The organism is Leifsonia tongyongensis (assembly GCF_010686705.1).
GTDB lineage: Bacteria > Actinomycetota > Actinomycetes > Actinomycetales > Microbacteriaceae > Diaminobutyricibacter > Diaminobutyricibacter tongyongensis.
In genome coordinates this window covers 349,262-365,791 of sequence record NZ_JAAGWY010000003.1, presented here as the reverse complement: position 1 = coordinate 365,791, position 16,530 = coordinate 349,262, and the positions used below count along the sequence as shown (strand labels likewise).

General features: G+C 68.3%; 15 protein-coding genes. 7 read left to right on the top strand and 8 right to left on the bottom strand.

What is annotated here, in order from left to right; all coding sequences use genetic code 11:
• Positions 1-160: 160 nt before the first annotated feature.
• Positions 161-1,441, bottom strand: a complete 1,281-nt coding sequence (gene eno, locus G3T36_RS15120) for a phosphopyruvate hydratase (protein ID WP_163290636.1) — start codon at positions 1,439-1,441, stop codon at positions 161-163.
• Positions 1,442-1,538: 97 nt separating this feature from the next.
• Entirely contained in the window at positions 1,539-2,831 is a 1,293-nt protein-coding gene (hisS, locus tag G3T36_RS15115; RefSeq protein WP_163290635.1) for a histidine--tRNA ligase, read from the bottom strand.
• Between the two features lie 37 nt (positions 2,832-2,868).
• Between hisS and G3T36_RS15110 the strand changes: the two genes are divergently transcribed.
• A complete protein-coding gene (locus tag G3T36_RS15110) occupies positions 2,869-3,996 on the top strand; it encodes an epoxide hydrolase family protein (protein ID WP_163290634.1) in 1,128 nt (375 codons plus the stop codon).
• 305 nt (positions 3,997-4,301) lie between these two features.
• Here the strand turns inward: G3T36_RS15110 and G3T36_RS15105 are convergent, their stop codons facing one another.
• A complete protein-coding gene (locus G3T36_RS15105) occupies positions 4,302-5,024 on the bottom strand; it encodes a nucleoside triphosphate pyrophosphohydrolase (RefSeq protein WP_163290633.1) in 723 nt (240 codons plus the stop codon).
• Between the two features lie 70 nt (positions 5,025-5,094).
• Between G3T36_RS15105 and G3T36_RS15100 the strand changes: the two genes are divergently transcribed.
• From G3T36_RS15100 to G3T36_RS15080, 5 genes are read left to right on the top strand one after another with little or no spacing between them, the layout of a single operon-like run.
• Complete coding sequence (locus G3T36_RS15100) at positions 5,095-5,457, top strand: VOC family protein (protein ID WP_163290632.1); 363 nt, start codon at positions 5,095-5,097, stop codon at positions 5,455-5,457.
• Positions 5,454-6,611, top strand: coding sequence for a Na+/H+ antiporter NhaA (gene nhaA, locus G3T36_RS15095; protein ID WP_163290631.1), 1,158 nt, complete (start codon positions 5,454-5,456; stop codon positions 6,609-6,611). The genes G3T36_RS15100 and nhaA overlap by 4 nt, the downstream gene beginning before the upstream one ends.
• Positions 6,612-6,651: 40 nt before the next feature.
• Complete coding sequence (locus G3T36_RS15090; protein ID WP_240148558.1) at positions 6,652-7,101, top strand: GntR family transcriptional regulator; 450 nt, start codon at positions 6,652-6,654, stop codon at positions 7,099-7,101.
• A complete protein-coding gene (locus G3T36_RS15085) occupies positions 7,098-8,246 on the top strand; it encodes a DUF1648 domain-containing protein (protein ID WP_163290630.1) in 1,149 nt (382 codons plus the stop codon). The genes G3T36_RS15090 and G3T36_RS15085 overlap by 4 nt, the downstream gene beginning before the upstream one ends.
• Before the next feature lie 37 nt (positions 8,247-8,283).
• Positions 8,284-8,904, top strand: a complete 621-nt coding sequence (locus G3T36_RS15080; RefSeq protein WP_163290629.1) for a dihydrofolate reductase family protein — start codon at positions 8,284-8,286, stop codon at positions 8,902-8,904.
• Positions 8,905-8,907: 3 nt separating this feature from the next.
• Here the strand turns inward: G3T36_RS15080 and mfd are convergent, their stop codons facing one another.
• Positions 8,908-12,609, bottom strand: a complete 3,702-nt coding sequence (gene mfd / locus G3T36_RS15075; protein ID WP_163290628.1) for a transcription-repair coupling factor — start codon at positions 12,607-12,609, stop codon at positions 8,908-8,910.
• Positions 12,610-12,652: 43 nt separating this feature from the next.
• The gene (locus G3T36_RS15070; protein WP_163290627.1) at positions 12,653-13,354 is read right to left on the bottom strand and encodes an alpha/beta fold hydrolase; all 702 of its coding nucleotides are present in this window, start codon (positions 13,352-13,354) and stop codon (positions 12,653-12,655) included.
• 127 nt (positions 13,355-13,481) lie between these two features.
• Between G3T36_RS15070 and G3T36_RS15065 the strand changes: the two genes are divergently transcribed.
• Entirely contained in the window at positions 13,482-14,201 is a 720-nt protein-coding gene (locus G3T36_RS15065) for a hypothetical protein (RefSeq protein WP_163290626.1), read from the top strand.
• Between the two features lie 333 nt (positions 14,202-14,534).
• Here G3T36_RS15065 and pth read toward each other — a convergent pair whose 3' ends face one another.
• The 3 genes from pth to G3T36_RS15050 all read right to left on the bottom strand — a co-directional run bounded on the left by pth (position 14,535) and on the right by G3T36_RS15050 (position 16,520).
• Positions 14,535-15,125, bottom strand: a complete 591-nt coding sequence (pth, locus tag G3T36_RS15060) for an aminoacyl-tRNA hydrolase (protein ID WP_338031598.1) — start codon at positions 15,123-15,125, stop codon at positions 14,535-14,537.
• Positions 15,126-15,175: 50 nt separating this feature from the next.
• Complete coding sequence (locus G3T36_RS15055) at positions 15,176-15,802, bottom strand: 50S ribosomal protein L25/general stress protein Ctc (protein WP_163290624.1); 627 nt, start codon at positions 15,800-15,802, stop codon at positions 15,176-15,178.
• 196 nt (positions 15,803-15,998) lie between these two features.
• Entirely contained in the window at positions 15,999-16,520 is a 522-nt protein-coding gene (locus G3T36_RS15050) for a gluconokinase (RefSeq protein WP_163290623.1), read from the bottom strand.
• Between the last annotated feature and the right edge of the window lie 10 nt (positions 16,521-16,530).

Below are 16,530 nucleotides of genomic sequence, written 5' to 3'. Positions count from 1 at the left end.
AGCGACCACGACTGCCAAGTCGGCTCTATTCGAATGTTCGCGTTCGGATTGGACCTTCCCTGATCCTCGTCGCGCGAGCCCCAGCGCGCACAAAAGGGTCAGCTCCGCTGGTTGCACGATGGCGCACCATCGGAAGCTGACCCCTCTGTCTGCGAAGTGCCTACGCCGTGAAGCGCGGGAAGGCGCGGCGGCCGGCGTAGACGGCGGCCTCGCCGAGTTCCTCTTCGATGCGCAGCAGCTGGTTGTACTTGGCGACACGCTCCGAACGGGCCGGCGCACCCGTCTTGATCTGGCCGGCGTCCGTCGCGACGGCGAGGTCGGCGATGGTCGTGTCCTCGGTCTCACCCGACCGGTGCGAGAGGATCGCGGTGTAGCCGGCGCGCTGGGCGAGTGCCACGGCGTCGAGCGTCTCGGTGAGGGTGCCGATCTGGTTCACCTTGACGAGGATCGAGTTGGCCGCGCCCAGTTCGAGGCCCTTGGCGAGGCGCTCCGGGTTGGTGACGAAGAGGTCGTCGCCGACGATCTGGATCTTGCCGCCCAGCTCAGCGGTGAGGTGCACGTAGCCGTCCCAGTCGTCTTCTTCGAGCGGGTCCTCGATCGAGACCAGTGGGTAGGCGGCGACGAGCTCACCGTAGTAGGCGACGAGTTCTTCAGCGCTCAGCTGCTTGCCTTCGAAGTGGTAGGAGCCGTCCTTGTAGAACTCGCTCGCCGCGCAGTCGAGCGCGAGGGCGATGTCTTCGCCCGGGGTGTAGCCGGCGTTGGTGATCGCCTCGACGATGAGGTCGAGCGCCGCGCGGTTGCTCGGCAGGTTGGGGGCGAAGCCGCCTTCGTCGCCGAGGCCGGTCGAGAGACCCTTCGACTGGAGCAGCGCCTTGAGCGCGTGGTACGTCTCCACACCCCAGCGCAGCGCTTCGCTGAAGGTCTCCGCTCCGAGCGGGACGATCATGAACTCCTGGATGTCCACGTCGTTGTCGGCGTGCGAACCGCCGTTGATGATGTTCATGAGGGGCACCGGCAGCGTGTGCGCGTTGGGGCCGCCGATGTAACGGAAGAGCGGCAGGTCGGCCGAGTCGGCCGCGGCCTTGGCGACGGCCAGGCTGACACCGAGGATGGCGTTCGCGCCGAGGCGCTTCTTGTTGTCGGTTCCGTCGAGCTCGATCATCGCGGCGTCGACGAGGCGCTGGTCGGCGGCCTCGAATCCTTCGATCGCCGGGCCGATCTCGTCGAGCACAGCGTCGACCGCCTTGAGCACGCCCTTGCCCTGGTAGCGCTCCTTGTCCCCGTCACGAAGCTCGTACGCCTCGAATGCGCCGGTGGATGCGCCGGACGGCACGGCGGCACGGCTGACCGTGCCATCTTCGAGCAGGATCTCGACCTCAACGGTCGGGTTCCCACGCGAATCCAGAATCTCGCGAGCGCCTACAGCCTCGATTTGAGCCACAACTGTCTCCTTGTTTCACGGTGTGGGGGGTGGGGTGAAATCTCCGTTGATCCGCTGGCCAGTCTAGTGACCTCGCAGAAAGGGCCCCGAGCCCGCTTCAGGCGAGCGGCTTGAACTCGAGGTCGGCGACACTGCCCGTTTCGTCGGTCACGAAGGCGAAGGATGCGAACCCCGCGGCCGCCGACCGGTCCAGCAGCGCTTTGAGGTTTTTGGCGCGGCGTTCGAGGCGCACGCGCCGCCCATCGTCGAGGAGCGCGCTCTTGAGGGTGAGGAGCCGGGACAGCGGTACGGTCGGGTCGAAGACGAGGACGACCGCATCCGCCCCATCCGTCTCGGGCAGCTCGATGAGGTCGACCACCCGCTCGAACCCTATGGAGAAGCCGCACGCGGGCACGTCGGTGCCGAGAAAGCGCCCGATCATCCCGTCGTAGCGGCCGCCGCCGCCGACGGAACTCCCCGAGCCCGGGTGCGAGATCTCGAAGATGGTGCCGGTGTAATAGCCCATCCCCCGTACCAGTGTCGGGTCGAAGCGCAGCTCGACCCCGGGCGGGAGCGAACTGAGCGCGTGGGCGAGCGCCTCCAGCTGGGCGACGGCGTCGGTGTCGATGCCGTCCGGGAGGATCGCCGTGATGGCCTCCACGGTCAGCGCCACTCCGCCTTCGGCGAGGTGCGGCTCGAGCGTCTCGAGCACGCCGCCCAGCACGGCGGCCGAGTCGGCGCCGTCAGCGCTCAGCTCTGCTACGACGCCCTGGGCGCCGATCTTGTCGAGCTTGTCGATCGAGATCAGCACCTGGGGCCACCGTGACTCCTCGAACCCGCAGAATTCGAGCAGACCGTTCAGGATGCGGCGGTCGTTGATCCGGATCGTGCAGCCTTCGAGCCCGAGCGCTTCGAGAGCCGCGGCCGTCGCCGTGATGAGCTCGACCTCGGCGAGCTGGCCCGCCTCGCCGATGATGTCGATGTCGCATTGCACGAACTGGCGGTACCGGCCCTTCTGCGGTCGCTCGGCCCGCCAGACCGGGGCGATCTGGATCGCGCGGAAGACCGGCGGGAGCTCGGCCCGGTGCGTGGCGTAGAACCGGGCGAGCGGAACGGTGAGGTCGAAGCGCAGGCCGAGGTCGGCGAGGCTCATCAGGTCGCCGTGGTCGATCGCGGCTGCGAGGTCGTCGGAATCCAGTCCTCGTCGCATCACGCTGAACGCGAGCTTCTCGTTGTCGCCGCCGAGCCCCGAGTGGAGGCGCGCGATGTCCTCGACGACTGGCGTCTCGATCTCGTCGAACCCGTGTGCAGCGAAGGTCTTCCTGATGACTCCGAGCGCGTGCTCCCGGCGGGCTTTGTCGGCGGGAAGGAAGTCGCGCATGCCGCGGGGCGGGGTGATGGGAGCAGCCATGCTGACGATTCTTCCACGGGCGGGTACGGTGGCAGCGATGACCATCGAACCGTTCCGCATCCGCGTGCCCGACGAGGTGCTCGACGACCTCCGGCTCCGGCTCGAGCGGACCAGGCTCGTCCCGGCGCTCGGGTCGAAGCCCTGGGAGGGCGGGATGGACCCCGCGAGGCTCCGCGCGATGGTCGCCGCGTGGGCGGCGTTCGACTGGCGTGCGATCGAAGACCGGCTGAACGCGTTCGAGCATTCCCTCGCCGACGTGCGCGGCCATCGCATCCATTTCGTGCGCATCCCTGCCGCCGGTTCAGCCGAACTCCGCGTGCCGTTGCTGCTTCTCCATGGCTGGCCGAGCGCGTTCACCGAGTACCTTCCGTTGGGCGAGCGTCTCGCCAACCCCGCCGCCTCCGGGTCGGATGCCCGCATCGCGTTCGACGTCATCATCCCGTCGCTGCCCGGTTTCGTGTTCTCCGAGCTCGGCGACCGGCCCCTGACACGCCACGAGATCGCCGAGGACCTGCACGAACTGATGACGGGCGTGCTCGGCTACGACCGCTATGCGGCGTTCGGCGGTGACATCGGCGGCGGCGCGGCCACCTGGCTCGGGGTCGAGCACGCCGATCGCGTCATCGGCATCCAGCTGCTCAACGCGCCCTTTCCTGCTGACACGGCGCCGCACAGCGAGGAAGAGCGGGTGTACCTCGAGGGGGTCGACCGGTACGACCGCGCCGACGGCGGCTACAGCGAGATCATGCTCACCCGTCCCGACACGATCGCGGCCGCGCTGGGAGACTCGCCTGCGGGACTGCTGGCATGGATCGCCGACAAATGGCACGACTGGGTCGACGGCGACCTCGACCGGGTGGTGGACGCGGATGTGCTGCTCACCATCGCGACGCTCTACTGGGTCACTGAGAGCATCGGCACCTCGTTCGCGCAGTACTTCGACTACCCCGCGAATGCGCCTCGCCCGCTGATCGAGGCGCCGGTCGGCGTATATCTGTGCCGGGAGCCGGTCATGCAGGGCTTCCCGCGTTCGCTCGCAGAAAGAGCGTCCGCCGACCTCCGGGAGTTCGTCGTCGCGCCGCGGGGCGGTCATTTCGCCGGGATCGAGCAGCCGGAGGACACAGCGGACGCTATCCGAGCGTTCTTCACACGTATGCTCGGATGAGCGAAATTCATCTCGCGAGCGTTCGCCCCCGGTCGTAAACTGTCCGTGTTGCCACCCTGATGGCCGGGCCTGCCGGCTTCGGTGGTGTCCCAATAGGACATGGCATGAGCCGCATCCCGACCCGACCCCGGGCGGTGCTCGCTGCCAGACACAGGACGACGGCACGATCGCCAGACGCCAGGAGTGCGGTTCCGCTCTCACCCGAATGGTCGAGGGGGTGCCCACCTGGTGATCGCGCCGTCGGCCACGGCCTCCGTCAGCGCTCGATCGGGCCTCGGGCGCGCTATCAGGCCTCGGGCGCGCTATCAGGCCTCGGGTACAGCCAGCCCGATGATCCCCGCGTCCGCGACCCCGGCCTCGTGCTCGCGGATCTCGCCCTGCAGGTCACGCAAGGTGGCACGCAGCGCCCGCTCGGCATCGAGACCCTTCGACTTCGCCGACGCCACGATCGCCAGCAGGAGCGCGCCCAGCTCATCCTCCGACTCGACGTTCACGCCGCCGGCGCCCTCGAGCTCGATGAGTCCCACCTTCTCGGCGCGACCCAGGAGTTTGTCAGCCAGTGCAAGCGAGGGCATCGCCTGGGGAATCCCGTCGAGCACGCTGGTGCGGCCGGGCTTCTCGCTTCGCTTGAGGTCTTCCCAGAACTCCATGACCGCATCCGGGGTCTCCGCGACGCGGTCGCCGAAGACGTGCGGATGCCGGCCGACCATCTTCGCCGTCATCTGGGCAGCGACGTCCTGGATGTCGAAATCCTCGCCGGGGGTGTGGGCAGCGATGTCCGCGTGGAAGAGCACCTGGTACAGCACGTCGCCCAGCTCCTCGAGCATGTCGTCACGGTTGCCGGTCTCGATCGCCTCGACGAGCTCGTAGGTCTCCTCGATCAGGTACTGCACGAGCGACTCATGCGTCTGGTCGGCATCCCAGGGACACCCGCCGGGCCCGCGGAGCCGGGCCATCACGGCGACCAGTTCGTCGAGTTCGGTCGGCACCCCGGTCGCTGCGGAGGATGAGAAACTGAGGTCGGTCATGAGCCCTCCAATACGTCCACTGCCATCTTCTCACCGTGGCCCGAGAACCCCGGACGACTAGCCTGATGTCATGGGAACCCGCATCGTACGACTCACCATCTCGGTCGAAGAACTCCCCCGTGCGCTCGCTCTCTACGAGGGCGTGCTCGGCCTGATCCGCCGCTATGCGGTCGAGGGTCTGGTGATGCTCGCGACGGATTCGGATGTGGGCGGAAGCGGGATCGAGGTGTTGCTGCACGAGCGCATCCCGGCCACCGGGGACGCCGGCGTCGCACCGAGCTTCACCGTCGCCGATGTGGACGCGGCGACCGAAGCGGCCGTCGAGGCCGGGGCGACGGTCATCGACGAGCCGGCGGACCAGGAGTGGGGCGAGCGGCAGTCGGTGATCCGCGACGCCGACGGCCACGTGCTCTGCCTGGTCGCTCCGCTGTGAGTCTGATCCGGTCGGAGCGCACGGCGGCCGGGCTGCTGCTGGGTGCTGCGGCTCTGGGCCTGTTGCTCGCGAACACCGCAGTGGGACCCACGCTTGCCGACCTGCAGCACACGACGATCGGCTGGCCCGGCACGCAGCTCACCGTCGGCCACTGGATCAGCGACGGGCTGCTGGCGGTCTTCTTCTTCATCGTTGCGGTCGAACTGAAACACGAACTCGTCGTCGGTGAGCTCAACACCCTGCAGAAGGCGATCCATCCCGCGATCGCCGCGGTCTTCGGCGTGATCGTGCCCGCCGGGATCTACCTGCTGATCGCGGGATCGGCCGGCTACGGCCAGGGCTGGCCGATCCCGACCGCGACCGACATCGCGTTCGCGCTCGGTGTTCTCGCCGTGTTCGGCCGCGGGCTTCCCAACCGGCTGCGGGTGTTCCTCCTCGCACTCGCGATCCTCGATGACCTGATCGCGATCCTGATCATCGCGATCTTCTTCACTGCGAACCCGAACCTCGTCGAACTGCTCCTCGCCGCGGTCACCGTCACCCTCTTCGGTGTGCTCAGCCGTTACCTGAAAGGGCGGATGCGGGTGCCGATCGGGGTGCTGATGGTGCTGCTCGCCGGTCTCAGCTGGTGGCTCGTCCACGACTCCGGCGTGCACGCCACCATCGCCGGCGTCGCCCTCGGGCTGGTCATGTCCCGGCAACCCGCCGGCCGGGTCACCCACCACCTGGAACCCTGGTCCAACGGAGTTATCCTTCCGCTCTTCGCCTTCTCCGCCGCGCTGGTACCCATCCCCCAGGTCGCGCCCTCGCAGCTTGCCCCGGCGTTCTGGGGAATCCTGGTCGCCCTTCCGCTCGGCAAGCTCATCGGGATCACCCTGGGCGGCTGGCTGGGCTCGTTCACCCGGCGCGGGGCCGACCGGGGCAAGATCTCATTCGAGGGGCTGGTCATGGTCGCCGCCCTCGGCGGCATCGGCTTCACCGTCTCCCTGCTGATGAACGAGCTGGCGTTCGCCGCGCACTCCGAGGTACGGGATGAAGGAACGCTCGCGGTGCTGCTCGGTTCGGGCATCTCGATCGTGATCGCGGCGCTGCTGGTCAGCCGGCTCGCCCGCAAGGTCCGGCGCGAGCATCCGCGCCCCTCGCCTGCCGCCTGACCCGCTGGTCGCGCCATCTGTACCATCTGTTATAGTACAGATGGAGCAGATGAAGGGCGGTGACCACGTGCAGATCCAGATCGATCCGGTGTCGGCTGCGCCGATCTACCAACAGATCCGCGATCGGGTCGTCGAAGCAGTCGCCGCCGGCGACCTCACCCCCGGCGACCAGCTTGCCTCGGTTCGCCAGCTGGCGGTCGACTTCGGCATCAACGTGGCGACCGTCGCGAAGGCGTACGACGTGCTGCGCAACGAAGGAATCATCCGCACCAACCACAAGTCGGGCTCCGTCATCGCCCGCGGTCCGGGAACCGCTCCCGCCGACGACGCATTCGTCGCCGACTGGTCGGCGCGACTGGCGACGCTGCTCGCCGAGGCCGTCGCCCAAGGCCTCACCGACGCCGCGATCATCGAACGCAGCACCGCCATCGTCGACGACTTCTCCGCCCGTCGCTCCACGTCCGACACAGCGAAAGACAGCCCCTCATGAACTGGATCGTGTCCATCGTCACCTTGCTCATCGTCATCCTGATCGGCGCGATGTTCTACGCCATGCCCTGGTTGACGCGACCGACGATCCCGCTCGGGGTCAGCATCCCCAGCACCCGCGTCGGCGATCCTGCCGTGACCGGCGCTGTGAAGTGGTACCGCATCGGGATGGTCTCCGTGACGCTCGGCGCGGTCGTCGTCGGCATCCTCGGCGCAGCCCTCGCGCCGCTGGCGTCCGCGCTCCTGCCGATCCTGGTGATTCTCGCCGGCACCCTCACCGTCTACCTCACGAGCCGTCGCCGCATCCAGCAGGCCAAACGGGATGGCGACTGGTATCACGATGTGCCCGTGCGGCTTGCGGCCACCGTCACCACTGCCGGCCGGCCCCGGGTCGCGCCCGCGCTGGGCTGGTACGTCGCTGGCATCATCGTGCTCATGGCGGCCATCGTCATCGGCGCAGCGATCTACGACAGCCTCCCCAACCCCCTGCCGGTGCACTGGAACGCGGATGGGGTCGCCGACCGGTTCGCCGCGAAGGACCTCTGGTCGGTGTTCGGCCCGATCCTGCTGGGCATCGGCGTGGTGGCGTTCCTGTTCGTGCTCGCCGTGCTCATGCCGCGGTGGCCGGTCAGGGCAGTCGCATCGGACTCTCCCGAGGTGTCCGCGCGCCTCGCTGTCGCCCAGCTCACCCTGATGCAGGAGCTGCTGGGCCAGCTCGCCTTCCTCATCGCCCTCGAATTCGCGAGCGTGGCCGTCGTCGGGTGGCTGGCCCCGGACTCGCCGACCGTCATCCTCGTCGCCACCCTGGCACTTCCGCTGCTCCTCTTCGCCCTGATCGTCCTGTTCCTCGTCCGGTATCGACGCGCGACCGTGGCCGCGCGCGCCGGCGTGCCGGTCTCGGCCGGAAGCGCGGGCCCCACCGACGCTCCCCGGCCCGAAGCGCCCGACGACGACCGCTTCTGGAAGGCCGGATCCGTCTACGTCAACCGGGCGGACCCGGCTTTGGTCGTCCCCAAACGGTTCGGCGTGGGCTGGACGGTCAACCTGGGACACCCCGTCGGCATTGCGCTCGCCGCGGTCATCCTGCTCGTCGTCCTGGGAGCGATCGTCTGGGGTGCCGCCGCGGGGTCGCACCCGCACGCCTAGGGCGGGACCGCATCCCTGCGCGGGGTACCATGCGATCGTGACCGGAAAAGTCTTCTTCAGCGTGTCGATGTCATTGGACGGGTTCATCGCGCCCCAGTCCCCGGACGAGCTGATGGGGCAGCAGTGGATGGAACTGCAGCAATGGGTCTTCCCGACGCGGTTCTTCCGCGAGAACCTGGGGCTCGGCGCCGGCGGAGACGAAGGTCTCGACAACGACATTGCGCGTCAGACGTTCGAGCGCACCGGCGCGAGCGTGATGGGCAAGCGCATGTTCGAAGCCGGCGAACAGGCGTGGCCGGAGGATGCTCCTTTCCACACGCCGGTGTTCGTGGTGACCCACGAGACGCGTGACCCCTGGGAGCGGCTCGGCGGAACCACCTTCCACTTCGTCGACGACGGCATCGAGACCGCACTCGACCTGGCGCGCGAAGCCGCCGGTGATCGAGACGTCCGCATCGCGGGCGGCGGTGCGGCGATCCTGGAGTACCTGAACGCCGGCCTGGTCGACGAGTTCTCGATCGCGCTCTCTCCCGTGCTGTTCGGGGCGGGCATCCGCCTGTTCGACGGCGTGGACGCGAGCCGGATCGCGCTGCAGCAGGTCAGCTCGCAACCGACGAAGCGGGCGACGCACCTGACCTACACGGTTCGCCAGCGGTAGCCGCTAATTGGCCGGGGCTTCGGCCGCTTCGGCAGGCTCGGCCGGTTCCGGAACCGGGAAGATCGCTCCCAGCAGCGAACGGACCCACTCGACCAGGTCGGCATCGGCGGGCGCTTCGCCGTTCACGCGCGGCAGTGGCACGGTGACGACCTTCGGTGCGGCGTGGTATTTGGAGCCCGGGTACATCCGCTGCAGGCGCACCTGAAGCGAGTCGGGAAGGATGGCGGGCGCCACCCGGAGGTTGGAGCCCATCGCGACGACCTCTCCGAGCCCCGCACGCTGCGCCGTGCGCCGGAGCCGGGACACGGCGATGAGGTTCACCACCTGCTCGGGAGGCTCGCCGTACCGGTCTGTCAGCTCCTCGAGCACAAGCCCGATCTGGTCCTCCTTCGCGCTGGGCGAGCTGGCGGTCGACAGCTTCTGGTAGGCCTCGAGACGCAGCCGCTCACTGTCGACATAGTCTTCGGGGATGTGCGCATCGACCGGCAGCTCGAGGCGCAACTCGGTCTGCCCTTCGGCAACTTCTCCCCTGAACGTGCTGACGGCCTCGCCGATCATCCTCAGATAGAGGTCGAACCCGACCCCGGCGATGTGACCGGACTGTTCGCCGCCGAGCAGGTTGCCCGCGCCACGGATCTCGAGGTCTTTCAGAGCCACCTGCATGCCGCTGCCGAGATCGTTGTTGGCCGCGATCGTCGACAGGCGGTCGTGGGCGGTCTCGGTGAGCGGTTTGTTCTCATCCCACAGGAAGTACGCGTACGCGCGCTCCCTTCCGCGGCCGACGCGACCACGCAGCTGATGGAGCTGGCTGAGCCCGTACTTGTCCGCGCGGTCGATGATGATCGTGTTCGCGTTGGCGATGTCCAGACCGGTCTCGATGATGGTCGTGGAGACGAGCACATCGAACTTGCGTTCCCAGAAGTCGACGACCACCTGCTCGAGCACATGCTCAGGCAACTGGCCGTGGGCGACGGCGATGCGCGCCTCCGGCACGAGCTCAGCCAGTTTGGCTGCGGCTCGCGAGATGCTGCCCACCCGGTTGTGCACGAAGAAGACCTGCCCCTCGCGCAGGAGCTCGCGTCGGATCGCGGCCGCGACCTGGCGTTCTGAGTACGGCCCGACGAAGGTGAGGATCGGATGCCGGTCTTCGGGTGGCGTCGCGAGTGTGGACATCTCGCGGATGCCCGTGACAGCCATCTCCAGCGTTCGCGGGATGGGCGTGGCGCTCATCGCGAGGATGTCGACGTTCGTCTTCAGCTTCTTGAGTGCGTCCTTGTGCTCGACGCCGAAGCGCTGCTCCTCGTCGATGATCACGAGGCCCAGATCTTTGAGCGTGATCCCATCGGCGAGCAGACGGTGCGTTCCGATCACGATGTCGACGGTGCCGTCGGCGAGCCCGCGGACGGTCTCGGCGGCCTCGCGGTCCGTCTGGAACCGGCTGAGCGCGCGCAGATGGATGGGGAAGCCGGCGAAACGCTCCTGGAAGGTCTCGAAGTGCTGTTTCACGAGAAGGGTGGTGGGCACGAGCATGACGACCTGCTTGCCGTCCTGGACGGCCTTGAACGCCGCACGCACCGCGATCTCGGTCTTCCCGAAGCCGACATCGCCCGAGATGAGCCGGTCCATCGGGATCGGCCGCTCCATGTCGGCCTTCACCTCGTCGATGGTCTGCAGCTGGTCGGGCGTCTCCGCGAACGGGAACGCCTCCTCGAGTTCGCGCTGCCAGGGGGTGTCGGGCCCGAAGGCGTGTCCTTTGCTGGCCATCCGGGCCGAGTAGAGCTTGACCAGTTCGACAGCGATGTCGCGCACAGCCTTGCGGGCGCGCCCCTTCGCCGCAGCCCAGTCGCTGCCCCCCATCTTGCTGAGCGCCGGGGCCTCGCCGCCCACGTAACGGGTCAGCAGGTCGAGCTGGTCGGTCGGCACGTAGAGCTTGTCGCCGGGGTAGCCGCGTTTCGACGGCGCGTACTCGAGCAACAGATACTCTCGCTTCGACTTCACCGCGTTGCGCCCACCGCTCGAGACTTCACGCTGCGTGAGTTCGACGAACTTGCCGATGCCGTGCGTCTGATGAACGACGTAGTCGCCCGCCTTCAGCTGGAGCGGGTCGACCACGTTCTTTCGACGCGCCGCCAGCTTCTTGACCTGGCGTGAGTCGTAGCCGGCGGCGCGCCCGTAGAACTCGCCCTCGCTCATCAGCGCGAGCTTGGCTTCCGCCAGTTCGAACCCGTGCTCGACGGATGCCTTCAGCAGGTATGCGACGCCCGGTTCGGGATCCGCCGGGTACTCCTCCACCAGCCGCGCGGGCAGTTCCTGTTCGGCGAGCACGTCGGCCGCCCGCTCGACGAGGCCGGCGCCTTCGGCGACGACCGCCACCCTCCACCCGTCGCGCAGTCGAGCCGCCACGTGCTGGATCGCGCCGTCGACGTTGCCCTGGAAGCTCGGGATGGCCTCGGCGTCGATGCGCACCGCGAGGTATTCCTCGACCTCGCGGAGCTCGGGCACCGGATCGCCGGCGTTGAAGCTGCTGAACGTCCACCAGGGATGGTTTGGGGCCGAACCTCGCGAGCGCAGCTCGCTCGGCGCTGGCGTCGCGGCGTCGCGATGCGACGCTCCAAGCTCCAGCGCGCCAGGACTCGAGAACTGCACACTCTCCCTGAGCTTCTCCAGGGTCATGAAGTCGCCGGCAGCGAGGTCGATCGGCGCTGCGGCACCGACCGTCGCGGCGCTCCAGGCTGCCGAGAGGAACTCCCGGTTCGTCTCAGCGAGGCTGATCGCGCGTCCGGCCACCCGCTCCGGAGAGAGAACGGCGACGGCAGCGCCGTCGGGCAGGTAATGGGTGATCGGGACGAGGCGATCGACGAGCGCGGGAGCGAGCGACTCCATTCCCTCGACCGGGATGCCTTCCGCGATCTTCGCGAGCATCCCGGACATGCTCGGAAACTCGTGCTCCATCTCGCGGGCGCGCTGGCGGACCGAATCGCTCAGCAGGAGCTCCCGGCTCGGCGGAAGCGTCACGGAGGCGATCGCGTCGGGAAGCGACCGCTGGTCGGCGACCGAGAACGGCCGGATCTGCTCCACCTCGTCGCCGAAGAAGTCGACCCGGTACGGATGCTCGGCCGTGGGCGGGAACACGTCGAGGATGCCGCCGCGCACGGCGAACTCGCCGCGCCGCGTGACCATGTCGACGCGCGAGTAGGCGAGGTCGACGAGCTGCAGGGCGAGCCCCGCCAGATCGAACCCGCGCCCGGCGGCTGTCAGTTCGATGGCCTCATAGTCGGTGAGGTTGTCGGCCACCGGCTGCAATGCGGCGCGCACAGATGCCACCACGATGATCGGCGTGGAACGGTCGCCCTTCTGCCATTCGGCCAGGCGGCGCAGGGCCAACAGCCTCTTGCCGACGATCTCGGCGCTCGGGCTCAGGCGTTCGTGCGGCAGGGTCTCCCACGCCGGGAACTCGATGATCTCGGCGTTCGGCACCACGCTGGCGAGCGCGCCGCGCACGGACTCGGACTCGCGACCTGTCGCTGTGATCACCAGGAGCGCAGGTGGCAGCTCCGACAGCGCCCGGCGCGCGAGGAGCCCGGCGAGCAGAGGCGCCCGCAGCCCGTCGGTCAGCGAGAAGTCGGCGTTGCGCGATGAATACGCGAGGGCGTCATCGAACGTGGAGGCGCGCGAAAGCGCCGCGATTAAGCCCTGAAGGATCACCGGACAAGTCTACGGAGTACCACCGACGTGTCGACCGCGAGGCTCAGATCCAGCCGTCGAGCGCCCTCATGAAGCCCTCGAAGTCGTCCCGGTTCACGGTGTGGCCGGCCCCGGCGACGATCCGGACGGCGAAGCCGCGATCCCGCAGGCGGTCGGCGAGATCCTCTTTCACGAGGTGCGAGTTGTCGGCGAGCACGACCAGCGAGGGAACGTGCATCTCTTCCGGCGGCCGAAGGGATCCGGGCGCCACCAGCACCGGGATGACGGCCCTGTCGTACGACTTCATCGTCTCGACCTCGATGGCGACATCGAGCGGATCCCAGCGCGGATTGCGGCGGGCGATGGCTGCGGCGGACGCCCAGGCGAGGGTCCGGAGGAAGGCTGGGGCGAGCATCCGCTGCCACCACGGCAGCTCGGGACCGAACGCCGGGTCGACGTAGACGACACGCTCCGGCTGAAGTCGTTCGACGGCCAGGCTGACCGTGAGACCTCCCAGGGAGTGACCCATCACGAGCTCAGGGTGGGGCGCCACGGTGTCGACGACGTCCTGCGCGAGCAGTTCTGCCGTGTACTCGTTCGATCGCGGGCTGTGACCGTGACCTCGAAGGTCGACGGCGGTGACGCGATAGCCCTTCTCGGCCAACGCGGGCCCGACCGTCCGCCAACAGCGGGAATCCGACATGACGCCGTGGACCAGCACCGCGTGACGATCTCCCGTGCCCCACTCACGCGTGTGCAACTTCATGTCCCTGACTGTATTCTCCGAGCCTCGACGCAGGCCGGGAGCTTGCTCGTGTTTGCATGGGAGAACACTCGAAAGGGGGTGACCGTCGGTGATTGCCCCGGGGCCGCTCTGCCAATAGCCTCTGGGCATGACCGATTTCCCGCCGCCGGAGCCGAACGCGCCATCCGGTCCGCCTGCTGAGCCCGCGTCGACCGGCGAGCAGCCGGCCCCGCCGCCGGCCGAGCCGGCTCCCCCGCTGCCTGCTCCTCCGACGGTTCCGACCGCTCCGACGGCTCCCGCTGCTCCCGCTGCACCCGCTGCACCGACTGCTCCCGCGGAGGCGCCCCCGGCCTACGGTGAACGGATCCCGGGATACGGGCAGCAGCCACCCGCGTACCAGCAGCCGCCCGCGTACCAGCAGCCGGCGTACCAGCAGCCACCGGTCTATGGGCAGCCCGCCCCGGGCTACGCCCAACCGCAATACGGCGAGCAGGTCGCAGCGCCCAAGTCGAAAACCCTCGGTCTCGTCGCGATGATTGTGGCGATCGTGGTGTTCGTCGTGTCGCTCGTGGTCTTCATCAGCCTGGGGACGGCCCTCGGGCCGTACACGACCCGGTCGGGCAATACCGTCACGCTCAATCAGCAGGGGGCATCGCCTGCGCTCGCCGGCTACAGCCTCGGTTTCCTGGCCACGATCCTTTTCGGCACGGCGCTCGGGCTCTGGGCCCTCATCCAGGGCATCGTCGCCACAGCGAAGAACCGTGGGCGCGCCTACGGGATCGTCGCGATCGTCGTCTCCGTGCTCGCGCCGATCGTCGCGTTCACCGCGTTCGGAGTCACGATCACCGCATTCGTCGGCGGGCCCTGACCCGCAGGCCAGCGCCGTTCGCAATTCAGGAGTTCGTGGGACCGACGTGACGGTCGCGCGCCCCTCGCGCGGAAAAAGGCCTGATGGGATGCGCGGCCAGCGTCGGCGCACCCCCGAAGTTCCTGAATTACGAACACCGCTGGCCCGGCCCATAGAGAGCGGCGGCGCCGCAGCGCCGTTCACAAAACAGGAGTTCGTGGGACAGACGTGACGGTCTCGCGCTCCAGCGCGGAAAAAGCCCTGATGGGATGCACGACCCACGCCGGCGCACCCCCGAAGTTCCTGAATTACGAACACCGCCCGCCCGGCGGGAGGAGGACGGATGCGACCGCCTCAGGCGGACGTATGGAACCGGAGCTGCGCCGCGGTGAGTCCGTCGGTCGCGATCTGCTCGACCGCATCGGCCGCATCCGCGATGACGTTCGGCAGCACCTTGCGCTCCGCCGAACCGAATTCGCGGAGCACGTGGTCGGCCGCGCCCTGTTGACCGGGCGGGCGTCCGACGCCCACCCTCACCCGGGTGAAGTCGCCCGTGCCGAGTGCGGCGATCACGTCGCGGACGCCGTTGTGCCCGCCGTGGCCTCCGCCGAACTTGAGTTTCATGGTGTCGAACGGGATGTCGAGTTCGTCGTGCACCACGATCAGCCGCGAAGGTTCGAGCGAATAGAACCGCATCAGCTGGGAGACCGGTCCGCCGGACACGTTCATGAACGTGTTCGGCTTGGCGAGGATGAACCGGGGGCCGCCGGGCAAGATGCGCCCCTCGGCGACCGTCGAGTTGGTCTTGTGGGTCTTGAACTTCATCCCGCCGCGCGCTGCGAGCTCGGCGAGGACCATCTGCCCCACGTTATGGCGCGTGGCTGCGTAGCCGGGCCCGGGATTACCGAGCCCGACTACCAGCCAGGGCGTGTCAGACGAGTCCACGTGACGTGATCTCACGGCGGCGTGAAGTCATCTCTGTGTGCGAGTGCCGACTACTCTGCGGCTTCGGCCTCAGGAGCCTCGGCTGCCTCCTCGGCAGCTGCAGCTGCTTCCTCGGCCTCTTCGTCGGCACGGGCCGCTGCGGGCACGAGGACGTTGAGGATGAGGACGTCGGGCTCGTCGAGCAGCGTCGAACCGGACGGGAGCGGCAGGTCCTTCGCGTGGAACTGGGTGCCCTCTTCTGCACCTTCGACGTTGAGGACGATGCGCTCGGGGATGTGGGTCGCCTCGGCCTCGACACGCACGGTCGCGACTTCGAGCACAGCGATGGTGCCCGAGAACGACTCGCCTTCGACGTGGACCGGGACCTCGACGTGCACCTTCTCGCCACGGCGGACGACGATGAGGTCGAGGTGCTCGATGATCTGCAGCACGGGGTCCTTCTGCACGTCCTTGACCAGCGCGAGCTGGCTCTTGCCCTCGATGTCGAGCTCGAGCACGGCGTTCGCCTTGCGGAGCAGCAGGCCGACCTGGTGGGCCGGGAGGGTCACGTGCTGGGGGTCGGTGCCGTGTCCGTAGATGACGGCGGGGATCTTGCCTACTGCGCGGATCTTGCGCGCAGCGCCTTTGCCGAAGCTGGTGCGCAGCTCAGCGGCGACTTTGTTGCTCTCGTCAGCCATGGTTTTTCTCCTTGCCGGGCGTGCCGGCTGTCAGGCGAGCGGGGACTCGCAGTGTCTGGTGTTGTGTCGACTCGAACGCATCGTTCAGATGAAAGACGTGTGAGGAAAGACTGCGAAGCCTGCTCCACCGCGTCGATAACGGACACACGCCCGGTAGCCCGGGTGAGCATCCCTCGCCGAAGTTCAGTTCGCCAGTCTACCCGATCCCCAGGGCGGCGCGGGCACACGCGACGACGGCGGACGGCGGCTCGTCGTTCGGGATGCGCACGCCGGGCTCGTCGGGGGCCAGCGGTTCGAGCGTTGCGAGCTGCGAGGCCAGGAGGCTCTCCGGCATGAAATGGTCTGTGCGCTCTGTCATGCGTTCGGCGAGGATGTCGGCCGAATTGTCGAGTTCGACGAATCGCACGGTCGGCGCCTCGGCGCGGATCGCATCGCGGTAGCTGCGTTTCAGTGCGGAGCAGGCGACGACCAGCCCGGCCGGGCCGGCGTCCGCGAGCGCCCGGCCGACGGCGGCGAGCCACGGCCACCGGTCGGCGTCGTCGAGGGGGATGCCGGCCGCCATCTTCGCGACGTTCGCGGGCGGATGCAGGTCGTCGCCATCCGTGAACCCCACGCCGATCGACTCGGCGAGCAGCGCACCCACCGTGCTCTTGCCCGAGCCGGACACCCCCATGACGACGATGAGCGGACGCCCGGTCTGCGGGTGGGGTTCGGTCATCGGGGTCGTC

Bases quoted from the DNA above. Each gene is read 5' to 3' on its own strand.
- hisS (WP_163290635.1), bottom strand. From the start codon at position 2,831: ATGGCTGCTCCCATCACCCCGCCCCGCGGCATGCGCGACTTCCTTCCC.
- G3T36_RS15110 (WP_163290634.1), top strand. From the start codon at position 2,869: ATGACCATCGAACCGTTCCGCATCCGCGTGCCCGACGAGGTGCTCGAC.
- G3T36_RS15105 (WP_163290633.1), bottom strand. From the start codon at position 5,024: ATGACCGACCTCAGTTTCTCATCCTCCGCAGCGACCGGGGTGCCGACC.
- G3T36_RS15100 (WP_163290632.1), top strand. From the start codon at position 5,095: ATGGGAACCCGCATCGTACGACTCACCATCTCGGTCGAAGAACTCCCC.
- G3T36_RS15090 (WP_240148558.1), top strand. From the start codon at position 6,652: ATGGAGCAGATGAAGGGCGGTGACCACGTGCAGATCCAGATCGATCCG.
- G3T36_RS15085 (WP_163290630.1), top strand. From the start codon at position 7,098: ATGAACTGGATCGTGTCCATCGTCACCTTGCTCATCGTCATCCTGATC.
- G3T36_RS15070 (WP_163290627.1), bottom strand. From the start codon at position 13,354: ATGAAGTTGCACACGCGTGAGTGGGGCACGGGAGATCGTCACGCGGTG.
- G3T36_RS15065 (WP_163290626.1), top strand. From the start codon at position 13,482: ATGACCGATTTCCCGCCGCCGGAGCCGAACGCGCCATCCGGTCCGCCT.
- G3T36_RS15055 (WP_163290624.1), bottom strand. From the start codon at position 15,802: ATGGCTGACGAGAGCAACAAAGTCGCCGCTGAGCTGCGCACCAGCTTC.
- G3T36_RS15050 (WP_163290623.1), bottom strand. From the start codon at position 16,520: ATGACCGAACCCCACCCGCAGACCGGGCGTCCGCTCATCGTCGTCATG.